Source organism: Ligilactobacillus sp. ESL1201 (assembly GCF_058503265.1).
The window spans coordinates 639951-660958 of sequence record NZ_CP196362.1; the positions used below are offsets into that span (position 1 = coordinate 639951).

The 21008-nt window shown below is 45.3% G+C and carries 21 protein-coding genes and 1 tRNA gene; 19 read left to right on the top strand and 3 right to left on the bottom strand.

Annotated features, from left to right (window positions below):
• Window positions 1-6: 6 nt before the first annotated feature.
• From ACSYSK_RS03195 to ACSYSK_RS03230, 8 genes are all read left to right on the top strand, one after another.
• Entirely contained in the window at window positions 7-1338 is a 1332-nt protein-coding gene (locus ACSYSK_RS03195; RefSeq protein ID WP_491715490.1) for a DEAD/DEAH box helicase, read from the top strand.
• Window positions 1339-1601: 263 nt separating this feature from the next.
• Window positions 1602-4244 carry an alanine--tRNA ligase gene (alaS, locus tag ACSYSK_RS03200; RefSeq protein WP_491715491.1) on the top strand — a complete coding sequence of 881 codons (2643 nt, stop codon included), beginning with the start codon at window positions 1602-1604 and terminating at the stop codon, window positions 4242-4244.
• A 154-nt stretch (window positions 4245-4398) separates the two neighbouring features.
• Window positions 4399-4656: an IreB family regulatory phosphoprotein gene (locus ACSYSK_RS03205; protein ID WP_491715492.1), complete on the top strand. Its 258-nt coding sequence runs from the start codon at window positions 4399-4401 to the stop codon at window positions 4654-4656.
• Window positions 4657-4660: 4 nt separating this feature from the next.
• On the top strand, window positions 4661-5107 hold the full coding sequence (ruvX, locus tag ACSYSK_RS03210) for a Holliday junction resolvase RuvX (protein WP_491715493.1): 447 nt from the start codon (window positions 4661-4663) through the stop codon (window positions 5105-5107).
• A gap of 9 nt (window positions 5108-5116) precedes the next feature.
• Complete coding sequence (locus tag ACSYSK_RS03215; RefSeq protein ID WP_491715494.1) at window positions 5117-5410, top strand: DUF1292 domain-containing protein; 294 nt, start codon at window positions 5117-5119, stop codon at window positions 5408-5410.
• 235 nt (window positions 5411-5645) lie between these two features.
• Entirely contained in the window at window positions 5646-5894 is a 249-nt protein-coding gene (zapA, locus tag ACSYSK_RS03220; RefSeq protein ID WP_491715495.1) for a cell division protein ZapA, read from the top strand.
• Between the two features lie 8 nt (window positions 5895-5902).
• Complete coding sequence (locus tag ACSYSK_RS03225; RefSeq protein ID WP_491715496.1) at window positions 5903-6388, top strand: CvpA family protein; 486 nt, start codon at window positions 5903-5905, stop codon at window positions 6386-6388.
• A 14-nt stretch (window positions 6389-6402) separates the two neighbouring features.
• On the top strand, window positions 6403-8745 hold the full coding sequence (locus ACSYSK_RS03230; protein WP_491715497.1) for an endonuclease MutS2: 2343 nt from the start codon (window positions 6403-6405) through the stop codon (window positions 8743-8745).
• A 161-nt stretch (window positions 8746-8906) separates the two neighbouring features.
• On the opposite strand, the gene ACSYSK_RS03235 is transcribed toward ACSYSK_RS03230, so the two are convergent.
• Entirely contained in the window at window positions 8907-9395 is a 489-nt protein-coding gene (locus ACSYSK_RS03235; RefSeq protein ID WP_491715498.1) for a DUF2507 domain-containing protein, read from the bottom strand.
• 113 nt (window positions 9396-9508) lie between these two features.
• On the opposite strand from ACSYSK_RS03235, the gene ACSYSK_RS03240 reads away from it, so the two are divergent.
• Complete coding sequence (locus ACSYSK_RS03240) at window positions 9509-10108, top strand: XTP/dITP diphosphatase (RefSeq protein ID WP_491715499.1); 600 nt, start codon at window positions 9509-9511, stop codon at window positions 10106-10108.
• Window positions 10109-10361: 253 nt separating this feature from the next.
• Here ACSYSK_RS03240 and ACSYSK_RS03245 read toward each other — a convergent pair whose 3' ends face one another.
• Window positions 10362-11735 (bottom strand): ISNCY family transposase, encoded by a 1374-nt coding sequence (locus ACSYSK_RS03245; protein WP_491715848.1) that lies wholly within the window; start codon window positions 11733-11735, stop codon window positions 10362-10364.
• Window positions 11736-11941: 206 nt separating this feature from the next.
• Between ACSYSK_RS03245 and ACSYSK_RS03250 the strand changes: the two genes are divergently transcribed.
• From ACSYSK_RS03250 to ACSYSK_RS03295, 10 genes are all read left to right on the top strand, one after another.
• Window positions 11942-12014: transfer RNA gene (locus ACSYSK_RS03250), tRNA-Glu, on the top strand.
• Window positions 12015-12146: 132 nt separating this feature from the next.
• Entirely contained in the window at window positions 12147-12449 is a 303-nt protein-coding gene (locus ACSYSK_RS03255) for a hypothetical protein (protein ID WP_491715500.1), read from the top strand.
• A gap of 101 nt (window positions 12450-12550) precedes the next feature.
• Window positions 12551-12847 (top strand): hypothetical protein, encoded by a 297-nt coding sequence (locus tag ACSYSK_RS03260; protein ID WP_491715501.1) that lies wholly within the window; start codon window positions 12551-12553, stop codon window positions 12845-12847.
• 57 nt (window positions 12848-12904) lie between these two features.
• Window positions 12905-13351 (top strand): universal stress protein, encoded by a 447-nt coding sequence (locus tag ACSYSK_RS03265; RefSeq protein ID WP_491715502.1) that lies wholly within the window; start codon window positions 12905-12907, stop codon window positions 13349-13351.
• A 22-nt stretch (window positions 13352-13373) separates the two neighbouring features.
• A complete protein-coding gene (locus tag ACSYSK_RS03270; RefSeq protein ID WP_491715503.1) occupies window positions 13374-13706 on the top strand; it encodes a hypothetical protein in 333 nt (110 codons plus the stop codon).
• A gap of 213 nt (window positions 13707-13919) precedes the next feature.
• Complete coding sequence (locus ACSYSK_RS03275; protein WP_491715504.1) at window positions 13920-16088, top strand: LTA synthase family protein; 2169 nt, start codon at window positions 13920-13922, stop codon at window positions 16086-16088.
• A 106-nt stretch (window positions 16089-16194) separates the two neighbouring features.
• A complete protein-coding gene (locus ACSYSK_RS03280; RefSeq protein ID WP_491715505.1) occupies window positions 16195-17544 on the top strand; it encodes a glucose-6-phosphate isomerase in 1350 nt (449 codons plus the stop codon).
• 145 nt (window positions 17545-17689) lie between these two features.
• Window positions 17690-18178, top strand: a complete 489-nt coding sequence (gene cbpB, locus ACSYSK_RS03285; RefSeq protein ID WP_491715506.1) for a cyclic-di-AMP-binding protein CbpB — start codon at window positions 17690-17692, stop codon at window positions 18176-18178.
• Window positions 18171-18890: a 2,3,4,5-tetrahydropyridine-2,6-dicarboxylate N-acetyltransferase gene (gene dapD / locus ACSYSK_RS03290; RefSeq protein WP_491715507.1), complete on the top strand. Its 720-nt coding sequence runs from the start codon at window positions 18171-18173 to the stop codon at window positions 18888-18890. Before cbpB ends, dapD begins: the two co-directional genes overlap by 8 nt.
• 23 nt (window positions 18891-18913) lie before the next feature.
• On the top strand, window positions 18914-20047 hold the full coding sequence (locus ACSYSK_RS03295) for an N-acetyldiaminopimelate deacetylase (protein WP_491715849.1): 1134 nt from the start codon (window positions 18914-18916) through the stop codon (window positions 20045-20047).
• Here the strand turns inward: ACSYSK_RS03295 and ACSYSK_RS03300 are convergent, their stop codons facing one another.
• On the bottom strand, window positions 20048-20947 hold the full coding sequence (locus tag ACSYSK_RS03300) for a mechanosensitive ion channel family protein (protein WP_491715508.1): 900 nt from the start codon (window positions 20945-20947) through the stop codon (window positions 20048-20050).
• Between the last annotated feature and the right edge of the window lie 61 nt (window positions 20948-21008).

Consider the following 21008-nt stretch of genomic DNA (forward strand, 5'->3'; position numbering starts at 1 on the left):
GAAAAAATGGGAAAAAAATTAACGGATTACCACTTTAAACCTTTTATCAATACGGCACTACAAAAAATCGGCTTCGTTGAACCGACGGTCGCGCAACAACAGTTACTGCCACCGATCATTGCGGGCCAAAATGTCATTGGGCAAGCTCAGACGGGAAGCGGTAAGACGCACGCCTTTTTATTACCAATCTTAAACCAAATCGACCTGACAAAGCAGATGGCTCAAGCCGTGATCACCACGCCGAGTCGAGAATTGGCGGTTCAGATCTACGAGGCTGCTCGGTTGGTGGCTAAGGAAGCTGCCCCCCAGATCACCGTGCATAACTACGTTGGCGGTACCGATAAGAAGCGCCAGATCGCTAAGTTGCACCACCACCAACCCCAAGTTGTGATCGGGACGCCCGGGCGGATTTTGGATCTGATCTCTACGCACGAATTGGACGTGCGGCAGGTTAAATTTTTTGTGGTGGATGAAGCGGATATGACGCTTGACATGGGATTTTTAAAGGAAACATCGGGGATCGCTTCTTTTTTACCTGCCGAACTGCAAATGTTAGTATTTTCGGCGACGATCCCGGCTAAATTAAAGCCGTTTTTAGATAAGTACATGCACCACCCCAGATTAGAGATCGTTGAAAATACGCAGGTGATCAACCCTAACGTCGCTAATTGGCTGTTGTCGACCAAGGGTAAAGACCGTAAGCAGCTGATTTATTCGCTGTTAACGTTAGGAGAGCCTTATTTGGCATTGGTTTTTGCTAATACTAAGGAACGAGTTACCGAATTAACGCAGTACTTGCGCAAACAGGGCTTAAAGGTAGCACAAATTCACGGCGGCATGGAAGCCCGCGAGCGTAAAAGAGTGATGAAACAGATTTTAGCGTTAGATTATCAGTTCGTAGTGGCGACCGACTTAGCTGCTCGGGGAATCGATATCCCGGGAGTTTCTGTGGTAATCAACGACGAACTGCCTAACGACTTAGAATTTTTCGTTCACCGGGTCGGTCGGACGGGGAGAAATCAGTTGAAGGGAACTGCGATCACGTTGTATACCCCGGATGACGAGACAAAGATCACGCAACTAGAAGAGATTGGGATCACTTTTGTGCCTAAGGAACTTAAAAATGGTGAACTGGTTGATTCTTATGACCGCAACCGGCGGCAAAAAAGAAAGAGGCATCACGAGGGCATGGCTCCGGAGTTGCGGGGCATGGCTGCTAAGCAAAAGAAAAAACACAAGCCGGGTTATAAGAAAAAAATCAAACGCGCCGTGCAAAAAGACGAGCGTTACCGGCGTAGGTTGAAAAAGCGTAATGCGCAAAATACGGCTAAAAAATGAAACCAAGGCTAATTTGATTTGACAAAATACCGTGATTTAATTTATACTTTGACGGTATAGTACAGGATATACTGAGTTTCTGCTAGTTTAAGAGAGAATTTGGTCGGTGTAAAAATTCACGCGTCGTTACTCAGTGCTCCCTGGATAAAAATGAATAAGTTAATTAAGAGGTTACGATGACATCGTTGCAAATGGGGTGGTACCGCGCTGACGCGTCCCTGTGAGCAGCGGTGTTTTTTGTGCTTGAAATAGGAGGAACTGCAATGAAGAAACTAACGAGTGCGCAAGTGCGCCAGATGTACCTAGATTTTTTTAAGAGTAAGGGACACGACGTGTTAAAAAGTGCGCCTTTAGTGCCTAAAGATGACCCGACGTTACTGTGGATCAATTCGGGCGTGGCGACGATGAAAAAGTATTTTGATGGCTCGGTAGTACCTAAAAACCGGCGCTTGACGAGTTCACAAAAGTCGATCCGGACCAACGATATCGAAAACGTCGGTCACACGGCGCGCCACCAAACGTTATTTGAAATGTTAGGTAACTTTTCGGTCGGGGACTATTTTAAAAAAGAAGCGATTGCCTGGGCGTGGGAGCTGTTGACTTCTCCGGACTGGTTTGCTATGGATCCGGAAAAATTATACATGACAGTTTATCCTAAGGATACTGAAACTAAAGAATACTGGCAACAAGTCGGTGTCAGTCCCGACCATATTTACGAAGTGGAAGACAACTTTTGGGATATCGGCCAGGGTCCTTCCGGTCCGGATTCAGAAATTTTCTACGACCGGGGGCAGGAATTTAACGACCTCGCTGCCGACGATCCGGAAAGTTATCCCGGAGGAGAAAACGAACGTTACCTGGAGATTTGGAATATCGTCTTTTCGGAATTTAACCACAAACCAGATGACACCTACGAGCCGTTACCGCATAAAAACATTGATACGGGTATGGGCTTGGAACGGGTAGTTTCTGTTTTCCAAAACGCTAAGACTAATTTTGAAACGGACCTATTTTTACCACTGATCGCTAAAACTGAAGAGTTAGCGGCGGGAGTTAAATACGGCGAAAATGACAATAGTGACGTGTCCTTTAAGGTGATTGCCGACCATATTCGGGCAATTACTTTTGCGATCAGCGACGGTGCTTTGCCTTCAAATGACGGTCGCGGCTACGTGATCCGCCGGTTGTTGCGGCGGGCCGTGATGCACGGTCATAAATTAGGGATCAAAACCACTTTCTTGGAACAATTAGTGCCAATCGTGGGTCAGATCATGCAAAGTGCTTACCCAGAAATTACGGAACAAAGCGCTTATATTCAAAAAATCGTGCGTCAAGAAGAGCAACGGTTTAACGAAACACTAAAAGACGGGCTCGCTTTGTTAGACGACCTGATCCAAACTACGAAACAAAAAAAGCAGACGGTCTTACCCGGAAAAACGGTTTTCAAACTGTATGACACCTATGGTTTTCCGTTGGAGTTGACCGCTGAATATGCGACTGAAAATCAGATGACCGTTGACCGTGAAGGCTTTGACCAGGAGATGGCGGCCCAAAAGAAACGGGCTCACGACGCGCGTGGCTCCGAAAAATCGATGGGCGTGCAAAACGCGTTACTGACCGACTTAAAGACTCCTAGTGAGTATGTTGGTTATGAAACGGCACGCGTTGAGGCTACGTTGGCTAACATCGTGACCGCAGATCAGTTGGTCGATCAGGTCAGCAGCGGAGAAGTCGAACTGTTATTTTCGCAAACACCTTTTTACGCGGAAATGGGTGGTCAGGTTGCTGATACCGGAACGATCAAAGACCAAGACGGCCAGTTAGTGGCCCGAGTATTAGACGTGCAACACGCACCTAACGGGCAAAATATGCATAAAGTAGAAGTTTTAGGACAACTGCAAGTCGGTCAAAAATACCAGTTAGAAATCGACGTTGCCCGCAACAATAAGCTGCGGAAAAATCATACGGCAACTCACTTGTTAGATCAGGCTTTGCGCGATGTTTTGGGTGAGCATACCCACCAGGCTGGTTCGCTGGTAGAACCTAACTACCTGCGCTTTGATTTTACTAACATGGGAACGCTGAGCCAAGAGCAATTAACACAAGTTGAACGAATAGTTAACGAAAAGATCTGGGAAAACTTAGAAGTAACGACGACCGTTACGGATTTTGAGAGTGCCCAAAAGATGGGGGCGATCGCGCTGTTTTCCGAAAAATACGGTGACGTTGTCCGTGTAGTTTCTGCCGGCGATTACTCGCGCGAATTTTGTGGGGGCAATCACGTAACCAATACCGGCGAGATCGGTCTCTTTAAAATCACCGCCGAATTTGGTGTCGGTGCCGGTACCCGCAGGATCGAAGCGGTTACCGCTCGGGAAGCCTATGAATTTTTGGAGGCTAAAAATCAATTATTGACCCAAACGGCTGCGGTGCTGAAGACGGCTAAGGATACTGAGGTACCGACTAAAGTCCAGGGGTTAATGGATACTAATAAGCAATTGGAACAAAAAATTCAGACCCTGGAAGGAAAATTTGCTAGCCAGCAGGCTACCCAGATTTGGCAGCAGGTTCAAACGGCTGGTAACTATACGCTTGTTGCGGCTAAAGTGCAGGTCGCTGGAATGGAACAGCTGCGTCAATTAGCCGACCAGTGGCAGGCAAAACAGGTTTCTGACGTCTTAGTTTTAGCAACTGCTACGGCGGAACACAAGGTCAATTTGATCGTTGCGGTTGCCCCAACGGCAGTTAAAGCGGGGCTGAAAGCTGGGGAATTGATCAAACAGATCGCTCCTTTGGTTGGCGGCGGCGGTGGCGGTCGCCCAGCATTGGCCCAGGCAGGTGGCAAGGATCCGGCAGGGATCGCAGCTGCACTGCAAAAGGCAGCTGAGTGTTTAAAACAGGCTTAACGCTGCGAGCAAGTCGCGCTGATTAAATTAGCGTTAAAATTTCATTTATATCTCCAAACTATTACGTCTTTCTTACAACTCCACTTAAACGTTGTAGCGGTGGACGGGTTTTAGTAGAATAGGTAGTAAGTAGCGAAATAGTGAGGTGGAGTTAATGAGTTCATTGGATGAGACTAGGTATTTTGCTTTTGATGACAAGCGGCAAAAAGACGTGCATCAGGCGCTTGAGACAGTCTACCGTTCTTTGGCACAGGGGGGATATAATCCGATCAATCAGATCGTAGGTTATTTATTGTCAGGCGATCCAGCTTATATTCCACGTTTAAACGATTCGCGCAATTTAATCAGAAAATATGAACGCGATGAACTAGTCGAAGAACTGGTCCGCTCATACCTGCATAAGGAGGAGTAACGAAGTGCCACGCATAATGGGACTGGATGTGGGTTCAAAGACCGTCGGAGTGGCGGTCAGCGATGAACTGGGCTGGACGGCGCAAGGCGTTGAGATCATTAAGATCGACGAACAACAAGAAGAGTGGGGCTTGCAACGCGTGGCCGAACTGGTGGAAAAGTACGATGTTTGTGCTTTTGTGCTCGGGTTACCGAAGAATATGAACAATACTCTTGGGCCCAGGGTAGTTGCTAGTCAAGCTTACGGCGACCGGCTGCAGGAACGCTTTAAGTTGCCAGTTGAGTACCAAGACGAACGGTTAACGACGGTGGAAGCCGAGCGGATGTTGATCGAACAGGCGGATACTTCGCGTAAGAAAAGGAAAAAAGTGATCGATAAGCTAGCCGCCAGTTTGATTTTAGAGAGTTATCTGGCACGCAAAGGCAAGTTGGTGCAACTACTTGAGAAATGAGGTTCAACGATGGCAGCAAATGAAGAAGATAATTTAATTACTTTGGTCGACGATCAGGGTAACGAAACACTGTATGAGATTTTATTTACCTTCAATTCCGAAGATTACGGCAAATCATATATTTTGTTGGTACCAGCTGGTTCTGAACCCGAAGAACAAGTAGACGTGTTGGCATTTTCGTTTGATCCCAACGAAAACGGCGAGCAAAAGGAAGCCGAACTGCACGATATCGCAGACGATGAAGAGTGGCAGATGGTCGAAGACGTCTTAGATACGTTTTTAAACGACGAAAATTTGCAATAAAATATCGGTGGCGGCTGTTGTTTTAAGGATAGCGGCGCCGCGTAGATCAAAGAAGTGAAATTGGGGCTTGGGGCAAACGCTGTTTTGTCTCAGGCCTTTTTTGCTAGTCGAAGTGTTTTTGAGCACCACTATTTTTTCGCATCTTTTGTGATGTAATTAGGTAAGCACTTCTCTGGCGCCGACAATAATGCTACAATAATGGCAATAATTAATTTGGAAATAAAGGAGCCTTTTGATGACAGCCAGCAAGAATAGATTTAAGTTAAAGTTAAACGGAAAGCAGTATGTCATCATTGGTGATAGTACGGTAGAACATATGACGGCCGTCAATCAATTGTTGACTAGTCAGTTAGCCGAAATCAAAGAACAGCTACCGACGATCACTAGAGAAGATGCGGCAGTACTGTTAGCGGTCAACGCAGTTTCGGACCAGTTGAAAAAGCAAGCGGAATTAGAGCGATTGAAAAAACAGGATAAAAAGTAGGTGAATAGATGTCGGCTATCATTTTAGTGCTGTTATTTGTGGCTTTTAGTTATGGTTACCGGCATGGATTGGTAAAGACACTGGTAAAAATTTGTGGTAGTTTGGTGATCATCGGGAGCTCACTGTATTTTTCTCAGGCAGTGGGCACTATTTTACTGCACTTTTTACCGGGGACGACGCTGCAGGCGAGTGCGGTTTTTACCCGGTTATTAGCGTTTTGGCTGCTGGTTTTAGCGGGGGCGTTAGTCTTACGTTTGGTATTGCGGCTGACCACGGGGATAACTAAGCTACCACTGATCGTGCAGTTAAATTCTTTGTGTGGCGGGATCGTTTGTTTTGTACTGGTATATTTAATATTATTTTTCTTACTGCTAGGTGTCGGCTTGAGTCCCGCGGCACAGCTCAACGAATCCGTGAATAATTCACGGGTGGCGCAGGTGATCTTACACCGCACGCCACTATTTTCTGAAATTACCGGTAACGAGTTGAATTAAAAGGGGTGCATAAGGTGAACGAAAAAAGTTTAGCGATCCTAGACTTTGGTAAAATTAAACAAAAAGTAAGTAATTATCTAGTGACCCAAATGGGCCAAAAAAAATTGGCTGCTTTACAACCAGCGACAACGCCAGCTTTAGTACAGCAAATGCAAGACGAAACGCACGACGCGGCTGAAATTTTACGCTTAAAAGGTGGCTTGCTGTTGCCACGGATCAATAGTATTACGCAACCTATTAAGCGTTTGGAACGGTTAGCCTTGTTAAACGCGCAGGAGTTAGCGGAGATCGGCAAGGTGTTGCGTACCGTGCAGGAGGTCAAAGCGTTTTTTGAACAGTTGAACAGCGAAGAAATTGCGGTCCCTGAACTTACTACGCGCGTCGCTGAATTAACGACTTTGCCTCAGTTGACCGCTAAATTACGGACGGCGATCACGGATGAAGGCTACGTTACGGATGATGCTTCCGTGTTGTTGCATGATCTGCGGCGCCGGATCAAAAAAACTACCCAAAATGTCAAAGAACAGCTGGAACACATGGTTCACGGTAAAAACGCCAAGTATTTAAGCGAAGCCGTGATCACGGTGCGTAACGAACGCTACGTGTTACCGGTAAAAGTTGAGTACCGCAGTCATTTTGGCGGTCAGATCCACGATCAGAGTGCTTCCGGGCAGACGTTATTTATTGAACCGCAAGCCGTGTTAGAATTAAACGACTTGTTGGCCCAACAACAGGCCGACCAAAAACAGGAGATTCAACGCATTTTACAGGAATTATCGCAGGCCTTGGTGCCTTATACCGCGGAGATCAGTCATAACGCACAGGTCTTGGGCCACTTGGACTTGGTCAATGCTAAGGCACTTTATGCTAATGAAATTAAGGCGACACAGCCTGAACTAGCGGCACAAATCGACTTACACCAGGCATGGCATCCCTTGTTGGACGTGAAAACGGTCGTTAAAAATGATTTAGTATTAGGACAGGATTTTAAAACGATGTTGATCACGGGGCCCAATACTGGCGGTAAGACGTTAACGTTAAAAACCGTGGGGCTGATCCAGTTGATGGCTCAAGCTGGGTTATTTATTCCGGCCGCACCGGAAAGTACCGTCACGGTTTTCGGTGATATTTTTGCTGATATTGGTGACGAACAGTCGATCGAACAGAATTTGAGTACTTTTTCGGCGCACTTGACTAATATCAATAGTTTCTTACCTAAATTGACTGCTAAGACGTTAGTGTTATTTGACGAATTGGGTTCGGGAACTGACCCGCAGGAAGGCGCGGCGTTAGCGATTGCGATTTTGGATTACGCTCGGGCCCACGGCAGTTACGTAGTGGCGACGACGCATTATCCGGAATTAAAGGCTTACGGTTACGAACGCGCGGAAACGATCAATGCTTCGGTCGAATTTAACAGTGAGACTTTAAATCCGACGTATAAACTGTTGATCGGTATCCCGGGCCGCAGTAACGCGTTAGATATTTCTCAGCGGCTAGGACTGCCAGCCCAGATCATTGCGTCTGCTCGCAATTTAGTGGCGCAAGATAGCCAGGAATTAAATGACATTATCGGTGATTTGGTGCAGAAAAGACAAGACGTAGCCAAACAGGAAAGAAAAACGCAACGTGACTTAGTCGAGGCAGAGTCATTACTAAACGATCTCAAGCAGGCTAGCCAGAAGCTAAACGATCAAAGACAAAATTTACTGGCGAAAGCGCGGCGGCAGGCTAACGAGATGGTGGATGACGCGACTAAAAAGGCGGATCAGATCATTGGCGATTTGCGTCAGTTGCGGTTGAACGGCGCTAGTGACGTGAAAGAAGACCGGTTGATCGCGGCGAAGGGCAAACTAAATCGGCTGCACCAGCCGGAAAATTTGCGCAAAAATAAAGTTTTACAACGTGCTAAGAACCGACAAGAATTACACCCTAACGATGACGTCTTGGTCAAGACTTACGGTCAGCAGGGCGTTTTGGTGCAAAAAATTGGCAAAAAGGAGTGGGAAGTGCAGCTGGGGGTAATTAAGATGAAGTTGGCTGAAGACGAATTAGAAAAGATCACGCCAACTAAAACTAAAACTCCGAGGACGTCCGTCAAACGGACCAGTACGGTTTCTCCGACCCTTGATCTGCGCGGCGAAAGGTACGAAGAAGCGTTGACTAAAGTCGATCGTTACCTTGATAGTGCGGTACTAGCAGGTTATGGGTCGGTAACGATCATTCACGGCAAGGGAACGGGGGCTTTGCGGCGGGGAATCACCGAATACCTGCAACAAAGCCGGCTGGTGAAAAATTTCGCGTACGCGTCCCCGAATGCTGGAGGAAACGGCGCGACTGTGGTCGAATTAAAATAGGAAAGTAAAATGAAGCCGTGAGGTAAGCCACTTAGAAACTAGGCTGCTGGTTTTTGGAGCACGATCAGTCTATTATTTACGGAAAATCAAAATGGGACTGGGACAAAACTTCGTTTTGTCCCAGCCCCCCGTGTTTTTTCATTGGCAGCTACAAATATCACCTATGGTCTTTGTGCGGCCTGAGGAAATCCCAAGTTAGGTTCGGGGCGTTCCTCTAATAACGGCGCGTTTATATCCATTTTAGCCGCAATATGGACTTCATTTTTCTTAACGGTGACCCAGGCTTCCGTCGGGTGGCCAGTTTGATTTTGTAAGGTTTCGGCGATAAAGCCGGTCTCTAATAAAAAGTTGGGTTCCGTGGCTGCTTGTTGGCGCACGCTGACGATCTCACCGCTTAAAATAAAACGCTGCTCGGCGGTGTGTGCTTTGTGACAGACTAGGTCTCCCCACCCCGCGTTGGCAAAAAACGGTGGTAAGTCTGAAACTTGTGCTAAAATGAATTCGCGGGCCAACTGTCTGCCGGTCCAATATAAGATTTTGCTTTTTTTGCCGGTTACTAGAGGTAAAACTTGGTCACGCAAAATGGTTGTGGCTAAAGTTGTTCCCAGTTGATTATTAACGGTTGAAGTAGTAAAAAAGTTTTTTGGCATTCCGTGTTGCTCCCCCTTAACTTGTCTGAACTGATTATACCTTTTTTTGTGCTATATTTAAATATACGCTGAATCTGGGCAATTTTTTTTAAAAATAAGAACGGGTGATAATAATGGATGAAATTTTAATTGCTAGTAATAACGCGGGCAAGGTCGCTGAGTACCGTGAGCTGTTTGCTCCCAAACACTTAAAAATCAAGTCTTTAAATGATTTGGAGCAGCAATATGATATTGAAGAAACAGGGGAGACCTTTGCGCAAAACGCGCTGATCAAAGCCCGCACTTTGATGGCCGCTTGTCACTTACCCGTTTTAGCCGACGATTCAGGCTTGATGGTCGATGCGTTGGACGGACGCCCGGGGATCTACTCGGCGCGTTATGCGGGAGATCATGACGATCAGGCTAATAACCGTAAACTATTGCAAGAATTAACGGGGATTCCGTTAGCTCAAAGAACGGCCCGTTTTCACTGCACGATCGTAGCACTGCGTCCGCAAAGTGACCCTTTGATCGTCCAAGGTGAAGTAGCAGGGGTAATTTTAACTGAACCGCACGGTAACGACGGCTTTGGTTACGATCCGTTATTTTACTACCCGCCGTTTAAATGCACTTTTGCCGAAATGACCGCCACTCAAAAAAATCAGGTCAGTCATAGGAAAAAAGCGGTGCAAGAATTGTTGCGTCAATTTAACTCGTGGTTTTGCTGCGGATAATAAGCATTAGTGGGTGTCAATCGTTTTTGAAAATGTCTCAAAAAAATATAAACATTAGCGAGTAATTAGCGCTCAAGCCGCTGGGCTATCTCCCTCTGAAAAAAGGGGATGCTCAGCTTTTTTGTCAGTCGAAATGGTTGCCTAACACACCGCCTCACAGAAGGTCAAGGGTAAAATAAACGGCTACGCCGCCCTTGACCTCTGTAAGGCGATGTGTTGCTTTAATCTGAGTCGACCGACGAAAAAAGCTGTGCTAAGCGTAGCGCTCCTGTTCAAATTCTGCTTGTGTGATCCCGCGTTTAGCTAAATAGCGGTTAAAACTGGCTGCTTTCCAGGGATGCGAAAGCGGTGGAATGTAATTTCTTTTCGCTTTTTGTTTTTGAGGTACGGCGTCGAATTCCTGGGATCGTAACTCATGTGCCGCTAAGCGACGCACACGATATAAACCTTCAGCGATCGAAGCGTACAATTCACCGTCAAAGGCTTTGATAACCAACACCTCTGTCCCACGTTGAAAATAAACTCCTTTTCCAGTCGATGTGACCGGTAAATAAGCCTGTTTATGGAATGAAAAGTGATTACCTGTATTGATCTTACGAGTAGTTAAAGTGCCCAAAATTAGATTTAATTTAGTTGTTACGGGTGCTTTTTCCATCACTGATGTGGTATCATTTATCGGTAGGGCAAACTGCGCATTGTATCTTTCGATGTAGGAATCTAGGAATACATTGGCCGCAGCTAGCGTAGCTACTTGATGAATACGTAATTCAGTGATTAGGCGAGATTGTAGCGTTTCAAAGAGACGCTCAACTCGCCCTTTTGCTTGTGGAATAGAACTGGTCGAAATCTTAGTTCCAAGTTGTTGACAAGCATAACCAAATTGCGTAAAAGTATCATTTTCAACCTGTTTTTGGTGTTTGCGTTGATATTCAAATACCGTTCGCCGATCACTGAAAAATTCATATGGAATGCCATAATTGGTTAGGATCTGATGGTAAACGTGGTAGTAACCCTTGAGGGTTTCTTGATGATCGAAGTAAGCACCAACGATAGTTCCAGTTGCGTCATCAATTGCCACGTGTAAATGACTTTTTTGCTTGCCAAACCATAAGTGGTCACTAGCGTCAATTTGGATTAATTCACCAAAATATTTTTTACGTGGGCGACTAGGGTGAGTTTCTCCTGGAATTAAAATTTTATCTGATTTAGCGACTGTTTTAGTTTTCATAGCTTGTTTTCGGAGCTTTTCTCGGTGCAGTCGTTTGGTTCGCCGATGAGCCTTAGGCGATAAAATATTCGCTTGTTTTAAGATATTAGCGATTGTTGACCGACTGAATTTAAGGTCTTCATGTTCGGCTAATAATTCCGTAAAATGAGTGAAATTAGCGCCGACGTATTTTGTTTGATACAGTTCAACGATAGTTGAACGTGTTGTTTGGGAAAGTGCGTGCTTGGGCTTTTTCAAACGATTTTGGTGAATAAAAGCTGATTTACCAATTGTTCTGTAACGGACAAGTAACCGATCAATCTGACGTCTGGTTACCCCTAGTTGAACCTCAGCTCTAGTTTTAGGCATTTTACCTTCAGCTACGTTTTTGATAATTCGATATTTGTGTGCTTCTTTCATCGTTAAGTAAACCTTTCTCATAAGATCCTCCGCTGTATAATTTGCCTAATTATTTTGGCAGAAGCGGAGGAATTTTTCTAGTTATTTGAGACATTTTCTCGTGTGATTACTTAAGACATTATCAGATGTGAATGACATTGCTGCGGATAATAAGCATTAGTGGGTTGACAAATTTACTAAGGGGTGTATACTTATATAAGTAATTTTGCCCGTTGGTCAAATTGGTTAAGACGTCGCCCTCTCAAGGCGGAGTTACGGGTTCGATCCCCGTACGGGTGATTCAAATTAACTATGGGAATGTTTGTAAATTAACTTTTATGAACATTCTTATTTAATATCCGGCAAGATGATAACATTTACCAACAACATTTGTTATAATTAGCTTAAAGAACAAAGGGGGAAATCAGCGACTTGCTAAAAAAGACTAAAAATTTTTTACGGGCTAATCATATTGATTATACTAAAGTCCACGTTAATCCGTTGATTACACCTGAAAGAGTTTATGTATTGAAGTTCGGGAAGCAAAATGGCCGTTACGTCAATCGTTTCGTGGTCGAACACGTCTATACGTGGACCGGGAGGATCAAGGTCAATAAGATCACGTTGCGTTTGCACGGTCAGGTGCACCCGCACGTTTTTGCTAACGAACATGAATTATTGACTTATTTGAAAAAGCACGTTGCCCAATTGACGGGCTCGGAGCCTAAAAGTTAACGTTATTAATTTAATGCAATGATTAGTAAGCGATAACAATCTTGGAGTGCCGCTTGTGTGGCAGCAAACGGTGCTTGATTTTCAAACTAGAGGGAGAAATTATGATGCAACAGGATTATTTAGTAGAACAGGTACGCTTATACCGCGACGAGGCGCAGTCGGCGATAGAGTTAAACGCGCAAAATGAAAAGCAACGGGCACTGTTGATTTTGCGCAACTTAAAGCGCGTTTGTGGTGCCCAGTACCAAAACACTCAGCACAAAGACGAACGTTACGGTAGGTTACTCCAAAAAATTGCGACGCCGTTTAATGAAACTGAGCTGGGAAAGGAATTAGAACGGATCAGGGACATTTGTCGCAATTACTTGCTTTTGGAACGAACGGACGACAAAAATTAAAATTCATGTTACAATCTAATTAATAAAGTGATTGATTTATTAAGGAGAGTGGCAGTCATGGAACAGCAGTATAAAACAATTTTAGTACCAGTTGATGGTTCTGATGCAGCAGAAAAAGCACTGAGTAAGGCAGTTGAGATCGCTAAAAGAAACCAAGCACACTTGGACATTTTAAACGTGATCGACTTAAAACAGTTTTCTGTTAGTTTTGCTGGGATGTTAGGGGCAAATGGGGATGTCGTTTATCAGACATTCGAGGATGTCGATCAGTATTTGAGGGAGCTCAAAGATAAAGTTGAGGCTCAGGGTTTTACTGATGTCGAAGTCCATGCTCGTTTTGGCTCGCCACGAACAGTTATCTCTAAAGACTTCCCATTGGATCACGGTACGGACCTGATCATCATGGGACCGACGGGTTTAAACGCGGTTGAACGGGTATTAGTGGGTGCGGTGACCGATTACGTGATCCGGGCTGCTGAATGTGATGTGATCATCGCGCGCTAATGAGCTAAGGGAGGTTTAACTATTGTCGCTAATTGAAACAATTGTTTATGCGTCCTTGGTAGTGTTAATGATTTACAATTTACGAGAAAATTATCGTTTAGTAAAATTACGGAAAAATACCGCAGTTCGGACTCCTACTAATCTTTCACAAAGCGAACAGGGCAAATTCAAAAATTATACTGCCGATAAACGACGGTGGTCGTTTTTAAGCCAGCTCTTTTTTTGGATCTCGCTGTTCATGGTTTTTAAGGGAAGCATTTTACAACTAGCGTTTTTTATGGACCTCTATACTTTTACGGTGATCATGGTCAACCAAATCGATACGAATATTTTAAAATTGTTAACGGCTAAATAAAAATTATTACTGGTGGGACTGGGACAAAGTTCATTTTGTTCCAGTCCTATTTTGTATGGTCGCGACTAGTGTTCATCTGCTAGACGTTTGGTTGCACAGCTTGTTTTAATTTTTTAAATTACTTTGAAGTTGAGGAGTGAAAATTGACGGGTCTTTGTTTGTTATTATAGACTGGTAGTGATCGAGTTTATGATGAAAGGAATTTAACGCATTTTGCAGAGCAAAAAAATCAGAGCCTTTTTTAATACCCGCAAAGGCTTTTTAATGCTGTTGGTTTTTTTATTTTGGTTAAAAACGATCCTTAGTTATTTGATCGATTTTCACCTCGGAGTCAGTGGCTTTTACCAGTACCTGATCTTACTGCTAAACCCGCTGGCCACTACGCTATTGTTATTTAGCCTAGGCTTGTATATTAAAAAAACACTGCCGGCTTACCTAACGATGATTTTGATTTATATTGCCAACAGCGCCTTATTATTGTTTAGTGTGATCTATTACCGCGAATTTACGGATTTCATGACGATCAACGTGATCTTTGGTTATTCGTCGGTCTCTCAGGGACTAAGCGGTAGTTCTTTTGCGTTGCTAAAACCCCAAGATATTATTTTGGTGGGCGATATCGTTTTAGTCTTGTTAGCTTTGATGAGTCGGGTGATCAGATTAGATCCTGAGCCGCTGCCCAAGCGGCAAGCTGCTGCGTTCACCTCTTTTTCGCTATTGCTGTTACTGGTGAACTTAACTTTAGGAGAGACTAACCGCCCGCAGCTATTAACACGGACGTTTGACCGCAATTACTTGGTAAAATATCTGGGGATCGATGCTTTTACGGTTTACGATGGTTTGAAGACTGCTAAGAACAATCAGGCGCGTAACCGGGCCGATAGTGCCGATTTAAATAAAGTGTTGCAGTTTACCCAGCAGCATTACGCTGAACCAGATCCCGCAATGTTTGGTGTTGCTCGCGGTAAAAATTTATTCGTGATTCACCTGGAAAGTTTTCAGCAATTTTTAATTAATTATCGCTTGGATGATAAGGAAGTCACGCCGTTTTTGAACAGTTTATATAACGATCCTGCAACTTATAGTTTCGCTAACTTCTTTAACCAAGTGGGGCAAGGAAAAACTTCTGATGCCGAAAACATGCTAGAGACTAGCACTTATGGTTTACCACAGGGCTCTTTGTTTTCCGCGTTGGGGACCGACAATACTTTCGAAGGTGCGCCCGCGATCTTAGCCCAACAGTTAGGTTATTCTTCCGCCGTTTTTCACGGCAATAACGGTTCTTTTTGGAACCGCAACAATGTCTACCGCAACTTGGGCTACCAGAATTTTTTTGATGCGAGTTACTTTAATCAGGATGCAGCTAACCTGACGGAATACGGCTTAAAAGATAAATTGCTCTTTCACGATTCTGTTAAGTACTTGGAACGTTTGCAGCAGCCGTTTTACGCTAAATTCATTACGGTTTCCAATCATTTTCCTTATGAACTGGATAAAAAGAACCGTTCTTTTGCCCCGGCGCATACCGATGATAATTCGGTCAATAACTATTTCGTGACCGCGCATTATCTCGATCAGGCGGTTAAAGAATTTTTTGATTACCTCAAAAAAAGCGGGCTCTACGATAATTCGGTCATCGTGATCTACGGTGATCATTATGGCGTTTCCGATACGCGTAACTTGAAATTGGCTCCTTTGTTGGGCAAGGATGCTGCTACTTGGAACGATAACGATAATGCCCAACTGCAGCGAGTGCCGTTTATGATCCACATTCCCGGCCAGCAAAATGGGGGTATCCAGCAACAATACGGAGGAGAGATCGACGTTTTGCCGACGTTGTTGCATTTGTTAGGCGTTGACACTAAAGATTACCTGCAATTTGGTACGGACCTCTTTTCTCCGCAACACGATCAGGTGGTGGCGTTTAGAAATAATAACTTTGTGACGCCCAAATATACGGTGATCGGCAGTACGATCTACGAAAACGCGACGGGAAACGTGGTCACTCATCCGCGCGCCCGAGTCAAAAAACAACTGACCCGTGACTCGCAAAAAGTAATGAAAGAACTATCGCTGTCAGACGCGCTTAACAATAAAAATCTCTTACGTTTTTACGTGCCGACTAATTTTACTCCGGTCGACCCGCATAATTACGACTACCAAAATGATTGGTACGACTTGATGCAACGAGAACGACAGTTAAAATCCGCTTCGACTAGTTTATGGTCACAAAACCAGCACCACACGACGATCGGCGACTACGATTCGGACGCACCGGAATTAAAGGATACCGATCAAAACGCCGCCGACGTGGAGAATGCCAAAAAAGCGATCACGAAGCATTTAGCCAAGGAAGCCAAAACTAAAACGGCTGTTAAGTAACATTAAGCAAAAATCGTTTTTTAAACGGATTTCCCCTGTTAAGTTATTAAAAGTGATGTATAATAAAAGTTGTATTAGCTAACAAAATAATAAGGAGAGATCGGTTATGGCTCAAGTTTCCTTTGATAGTTCTAATTTAACGAATTTTGTGCAGGACAATGAATTAGGCGAATTGCAAGTGCTAGTAAGCGCCGCTGACCAAGAGTTACGGGCAGGGACTGGTGCTGGAAATGATTTTCGGGGCTTTTTGAATTTGCCGGTGGATTATGATCACGACGAATTTACTCGCATCAAAAAGGCCGCCCAAAAAATCTGCTCTGATTCCGACGTTTTAGTAGTGATCGGGATCGGTGGTTCGTATTTAGGCGCACGGGCAGCGATTGAATTTTTACACCATTCATTTTATAACATGTTAGCACCAGAAAAACGCAATGCTCCGCAGATCTTTTTTGCCGGGAATTCTTTATCCGGTTCTTACCTCCACGACCTGATCGATCTGATCGGCGACCGTGATTTTTCGGTCAACGTGATTTCTAAATCGGGGACGACGACCGAACCTTCGATCGCATTTCGGGTATTTAAAGAAAAACTGATCGCTAAGTACGGCAAGGCGGGAGCTAACGAACGGATCTATGCCACTACTGACCGGGCACGCGGTGCGTTGAAGACCGAAGCCGATGCAGCTGGCTACGAAACTTTCGTGATCCCCGATGACGTTGGTGGTCGTTTCTCAGTCTTGACTCCCGTTGGTTTATTACCGATCGCGGTTTCAGGTGCCGATCTCGACGAATTGATGAAGGGTGCCGCAGACGCGCGCAGTGCTTATAGCGACGCGGACTTGACTAAAAACGATGCCTACCGTTACGCCGCTTTACGTAATATTTTGTACCGGAAGGGTTACACTACCGAGATCTTGGAAAATTATGAGCCATCATTGCAATACTTCTCAGAATGGTGGAAACAGTTGATGGGTGAATCCGAAGGTAAGGATCAAAAAGGAATTTACCCGTCTTCTGCTAATTTCTCGACCGATTTACATTCTTTGGGTCAGTATATCCAAGAGGGACGCCGCAACTTGATGGAAACGGTCATCCAAGTGGCACACCCCCGTTTCGATACCAAGATCCCTGCCGACGAGGAAAACTTGGACGGTTTGGAATATTTGAGTGAAAAAGAAATGAATTACGTTAACGGCCAAGCAACCAAGGGAGTTATTCTAGCACATACCGATGGCGCAGTTCCTAACATGGTCGTTAATATCAGCGACCAAAAAGAACACACTTTGGGCTACTTGATTTACTTCTTTGAGATCGCGGTCGCAATTTCAGGTTACTTAAACGGTATTAATCCGTTTAACCAGCCGGGAGTGGAAGCTTATAAGAAAAATATGTTTGCCTTGTTAGGTCGTCCGGGCTACGAAAAATTAACTAAAGAATTACAAGAACGGTTAAAGTAATTTAATAATAAGTTAACAGAGACCTTGTTATCGCTTGAGCGGTGGCAGGGCCTTTTAATTTATTGCTAAAAAAGAAGGCCAGCAGTTGTAATTTGCTTAAATCCGCATAAAATAATGAGATAAGGACGTTAGTAGGAGGTAGTTTATGATAGCTAAGGCGATTGTGCGGTCGTTTGAAAAACAGCGCAACAAGTTACTGATCTCCGCCGAATTAGTAGTTAACCTGCAAGAAAGTAACACTTTAGAACATGCTTTTATGGTGCTGACCAAGGTCGGTTACGCTAAAATACCGGTCCTTGATGCCCAACAGCATTTTAAGGGATTGTTGTCACTGGCGATGATCACCGAGAAGATGTTGGGGTTAAACGGCATCGACGACAGTGTACTGGAAAATTTGACGGTGGCAGATGTGATGGAAACTACGGTGCGCACGATCCAACAGGGATGTCCGTTAGAAAAGGTATTGCACTTATTAGTTGACGAAAATTTTTTAGTGGTCACCACTCCTACAAACGTGTTCGTAGGGATCGTCACGCGCCGGGAATTACTGAAAGTAGTCAACAAAGCGGCACACGAGTCGGGTAAATGGGAAAATTGGTGGCTCAAAACAAATGGAGGACGAAAAAATGGCTAAATTGGATGCAAATGAAATTATCACAACTATCGCGCAGGCGCCTAAAAAAACACCGGTCAAAGTTTATATTAAAGGAGACTTAGGCCAGTTACGGGTACCAGAAACGCTGGATGCGTACTTAACGCCGCAAGCGGGGGTAGTTTTTGGCGACTGGCAGCAAGTCAAAACTTGGCTGGACCAAACACCCGCTATCACTGGGTATCACGTTGAAAACGACGGGCGCAACACCGCACTGCCACTAGCGGATACTAAAAAATACGATGCCAGGATCGAACCCGGTGCGATCATTCGTGATCAGGTAGTGATCGGCAAACAAGCTGTGATCATGATGGGCGCGATCATCAACATTGGCGCTGAGATCGGTGCTGGTTCGATGATCGATATGGGAGCGGTTTTAGGCGGCCGGGCATTGGTGGGAGAAAATTGCCATATCGGTGCCGGTGCGGTGCTGGCCGGTGTGGTAGAACCGCCGTCCGCTAAACCAGTGCAGATCGACGATAACGTTTTGATCGGTGCTAACGCTGTAGTTTTGGAAGGCGTACACGTAGGTGCTGGCGCAGTCGTAGGTGCCGGTGCGATCGTGACTAAAGACGTGGAGGCTGGCAGCGTCGTTGTGGGGGCACCTGCTCGTAAAATCAAGGAAGTTAGTGCGGTTAAGGGGCAAAAAGTTAAGCTCGTAAGCCAATTGCGCAACATAGATGAGGAGGACTAGAATTGCTGAGTCACACACAATTAATGACGATCTACCAACAATTACACCAGATCCCAGAAATTGGGATGCAAGAAGTTGAGACGCAAAAATTTTTACTAAAGATCATTCACCAAATGCCTCAAGAAAATCTGGAGATCAAGACTTGGAAAACGGGGATCTTGGTTCACGTAACGGGAAAAGACGATACTAAAACCATCGGCTACCGCACCGACATCGACGGTCTTCCAGTCACGGAAGAAACCGGACTACCTTACGCGTCCAAGTTTAGCGGGCAGATGCATGCTTGCGGCCACGACGTTCACATGACGGTGGCATTAGGGATACTGAGTTATTTTGCACAACAACAACCGCCGGTCTCACTGACGATGATCTTTCAGCCGGCGGAAGAAAATGTTTACGGGGGCAAGAAAATGTATGACAGCGGGGTCTTGGATCCGTGGATGCCCCAAGAAATTTACGCGTTGCACGTTAATCCCGGTCTTCCTGCCGGCACGATCGGCTGTCGCTTAGGAACGCTGTTTGCGGGGACCTGTGAAATTCACCTGCAGTTTAAGGGTAAAGGTGGACACGCGGCTTACCCCCACCAGGCTAACGATATGGTAGTCTGTGGCGCGCAGTTTATTGATCAAGTGCAAACGATCGTCAGTCGTAACATTGACCCAATCAAGGCCGGTGTGGTGACAATCGGACATTTTACGGCGGGCACGACCGGTAATGTGATTGCGGCTTCGTGCCAGATCGACGGGACGATCCGGGCCCTGACCCAGGAACTAAACGAAAAAATTCAACAACGAGTGCGTCAAATCGCGCAAGGAATTGCGACGTCGTTTGCTTGTGAATACGATTTAGTCTTGGAACAGGGTGGTTACTTGGCGGTTGAAAATGCCCCGCAGACGACCCCGGACCTGATTGCTTATATGCAAAACACGCCGGAAGTTGCTTACTGTGAAACACCGCCAGCCATGACGGGAGAAGATTTTGGCTACCTGATGTCTAAGATCCCGGGGACGATGTGTTGGTTAGGCGTCAACAGCCCGTATTCGTTGCACTCTTCTCAAATGGCGCCGGATCTAGCCGCGATTGAGCGGGGGATCACCGCGTTATCCGGCTTTTTGGCCCAGCGGATGCAAAAATTAGCTAATGAAAACGAGCGCTGACTATTTGCCAGTCGTCAAGTTGAGCGGAGAAACCGGGATGTGGAAACCAGCGGCCGCTAAAGTTTTGATGTAGGCGGCTAAAAAGGTGCGCTGGATCTGAGCTTGAGCCCCGTTTTTAGTAGTGATGTTGACGCGTAAAACGTAGGTGCCGTTGGGTAAAGCGACGGTTCCGAGGATCTGGGGTGTAGCGATGATCTCATTGTATTTAGGCGTTAATTTTTGGTTGACTTCCGCCACTAAAGCGGTAATTTTTTGGAGGTCATCGTTGGGATCGATTTGAACGTCGACCACGGCGCGCATGTCGTGGCGGGAAAAATTACTGACGATCGTAATGCTGCGGTTGGGAATGAAATGTAAGGCTCCGTCGTCGCCGAGAATTTGGGTCGTGCGCAGACCGATGGCATAAATATTTCCCTGAATGTTGCCGATTTTAACGTACTCACCGACCGCAAATTGTTCTTCTAGTAAGATGAAAAAGCCAGTGACGACGTCTGTTACGAAACCTTGGGCACCCAGGCCCAAAGCAACGCTCATGATCCCGGCTCCGGTGAGTAGGGTGCCGACGGGAACACCTAGGATGGAAAGCACGGCGTAGAGGTAAAAAAATAAAATACCGTAGTGAAAAATATTTTGTGCTAGTGTGTAGATCGTGTCCAACCTATTTTGCGAAAAATACTGGTGTTTGCTGTTTTGCGGCTTCTTTTTAAGGCTCCGTTTAATGATCATCTTGCCCAGTGAATTCAATAGCCAAAAAATAATGGTGATGATGATCAGTGAAAACACGACTTGAACGAATGAGTTGATGGCTTTATCCCAATCAAAATGTTCAAAATAATGGGCGATGATATTAAACTTGTAGCGCCGCAGTTGAATAGCGGCGATGAGGTTGATAAGTTGCAATTAACTTGACCTTCTTTTGATGTAATTACTGTTATCATACCAAAAAATTGCAATCATGGTG

Coding starts and splice junctions, on each gene's coding strand:
- ACSYSK_RS03195 (WP_491715490.1), top strand. CDS start 7: ATGGGAAAAAAATTAACGGATTACCACTTTAAACCTTTTATCAATACG.
- alaS (WP_491715491.1), top strand. CDS start 1,602: ATGAAGAAACTAACGAGTGCGCAAGTGCGCCAGATGTACCTAGATTTT.
- ACSYSK_RS03205 (WP_491715492.1), top strand. CDS start 4,399: ATGAGTTCATTGGATGAGACTAGGTATTTTGCTTTTGATGACAAGCGG.
- ACSYSK_RS03215 (WP_491715494.1), top strand. CDS start 5,117: ATGGCAGCAAATGAAGAAGATAATTTAATTACTTTGGTCGACGATCAG.
- zapA (WP_491715495.1), top strand. CDS start 5,646: ATGACAGCCAGCAAGAATAGATTTAAGTTAAAGTTAAACGGAAAGCAG.
- ACSYSK_RS03225 (WP_491715496.1), top strand. CDS start 5,903: ATGTCGGCTATCATTTTAGTGCTGTTATTTGTGGCTTTTAGTTATGGT.
- ACSYSK_RS03235 (WP_491715498.1), bottom strand. CDS start 9,395: ATGCCAAAAAACTTTTTTACTACTTCAACCGTTAATAATCAACTGGGA.
- ACSYSK_RS03240 (WP_491715499.1), top strand. CDS start 9,509: ATGGATGAAATTTTAATTGCTAGTAATAACGCGGGCAAGGTCGCTGAG.
- ACSYSK_RS03245 (WP_491715848.1), bottom strand. CDS start 11,735: ATGAAAGAAGCACACAAATATCGAATTATCAAAAACGTAGCTGAAGGT.
- ACSYSK_RS03260 (WP_491715501.1), top strand. CDS start 12,551: ATGATGCAACAGGATTATTTAGTAGAACAGGTACGCTTATACCGCGAC.
- ACSYSK_RS03265 (WP_491715502.1), top strand. CDS start 12,905: ATGGAACAGCAGTATAAAACAATTTTAGTACCAGTTGATGGTTCTGAT.
- ACSYSK_RS03280 (WP_491715505.1), top strand. CDS start 16,195: ATGGCTCAAGTTTCCTTTGATAGTTCTAATTTAACGAATTTTGTGCAG.
- cbpB (WP_491715506.1), top strand. CDS start 17,690: ATGATAGCTAAGGCGATTGTGCGGTCGTTTGAAAAACAGCGCAACAAG.
- dapD (WP_491715507.1), top strand. CDS start 18,171: ATGGCTAAATTGGATGCAAATGAAATTATCACAACTATCGCGCAGGCG.
- ACSYSK_RS03295 (WP_491715849.1), top strand. CDS start 18,914: ATGACGATCTACCAACAATTACACCAGATCCCAGAAATTGGGATGCAA.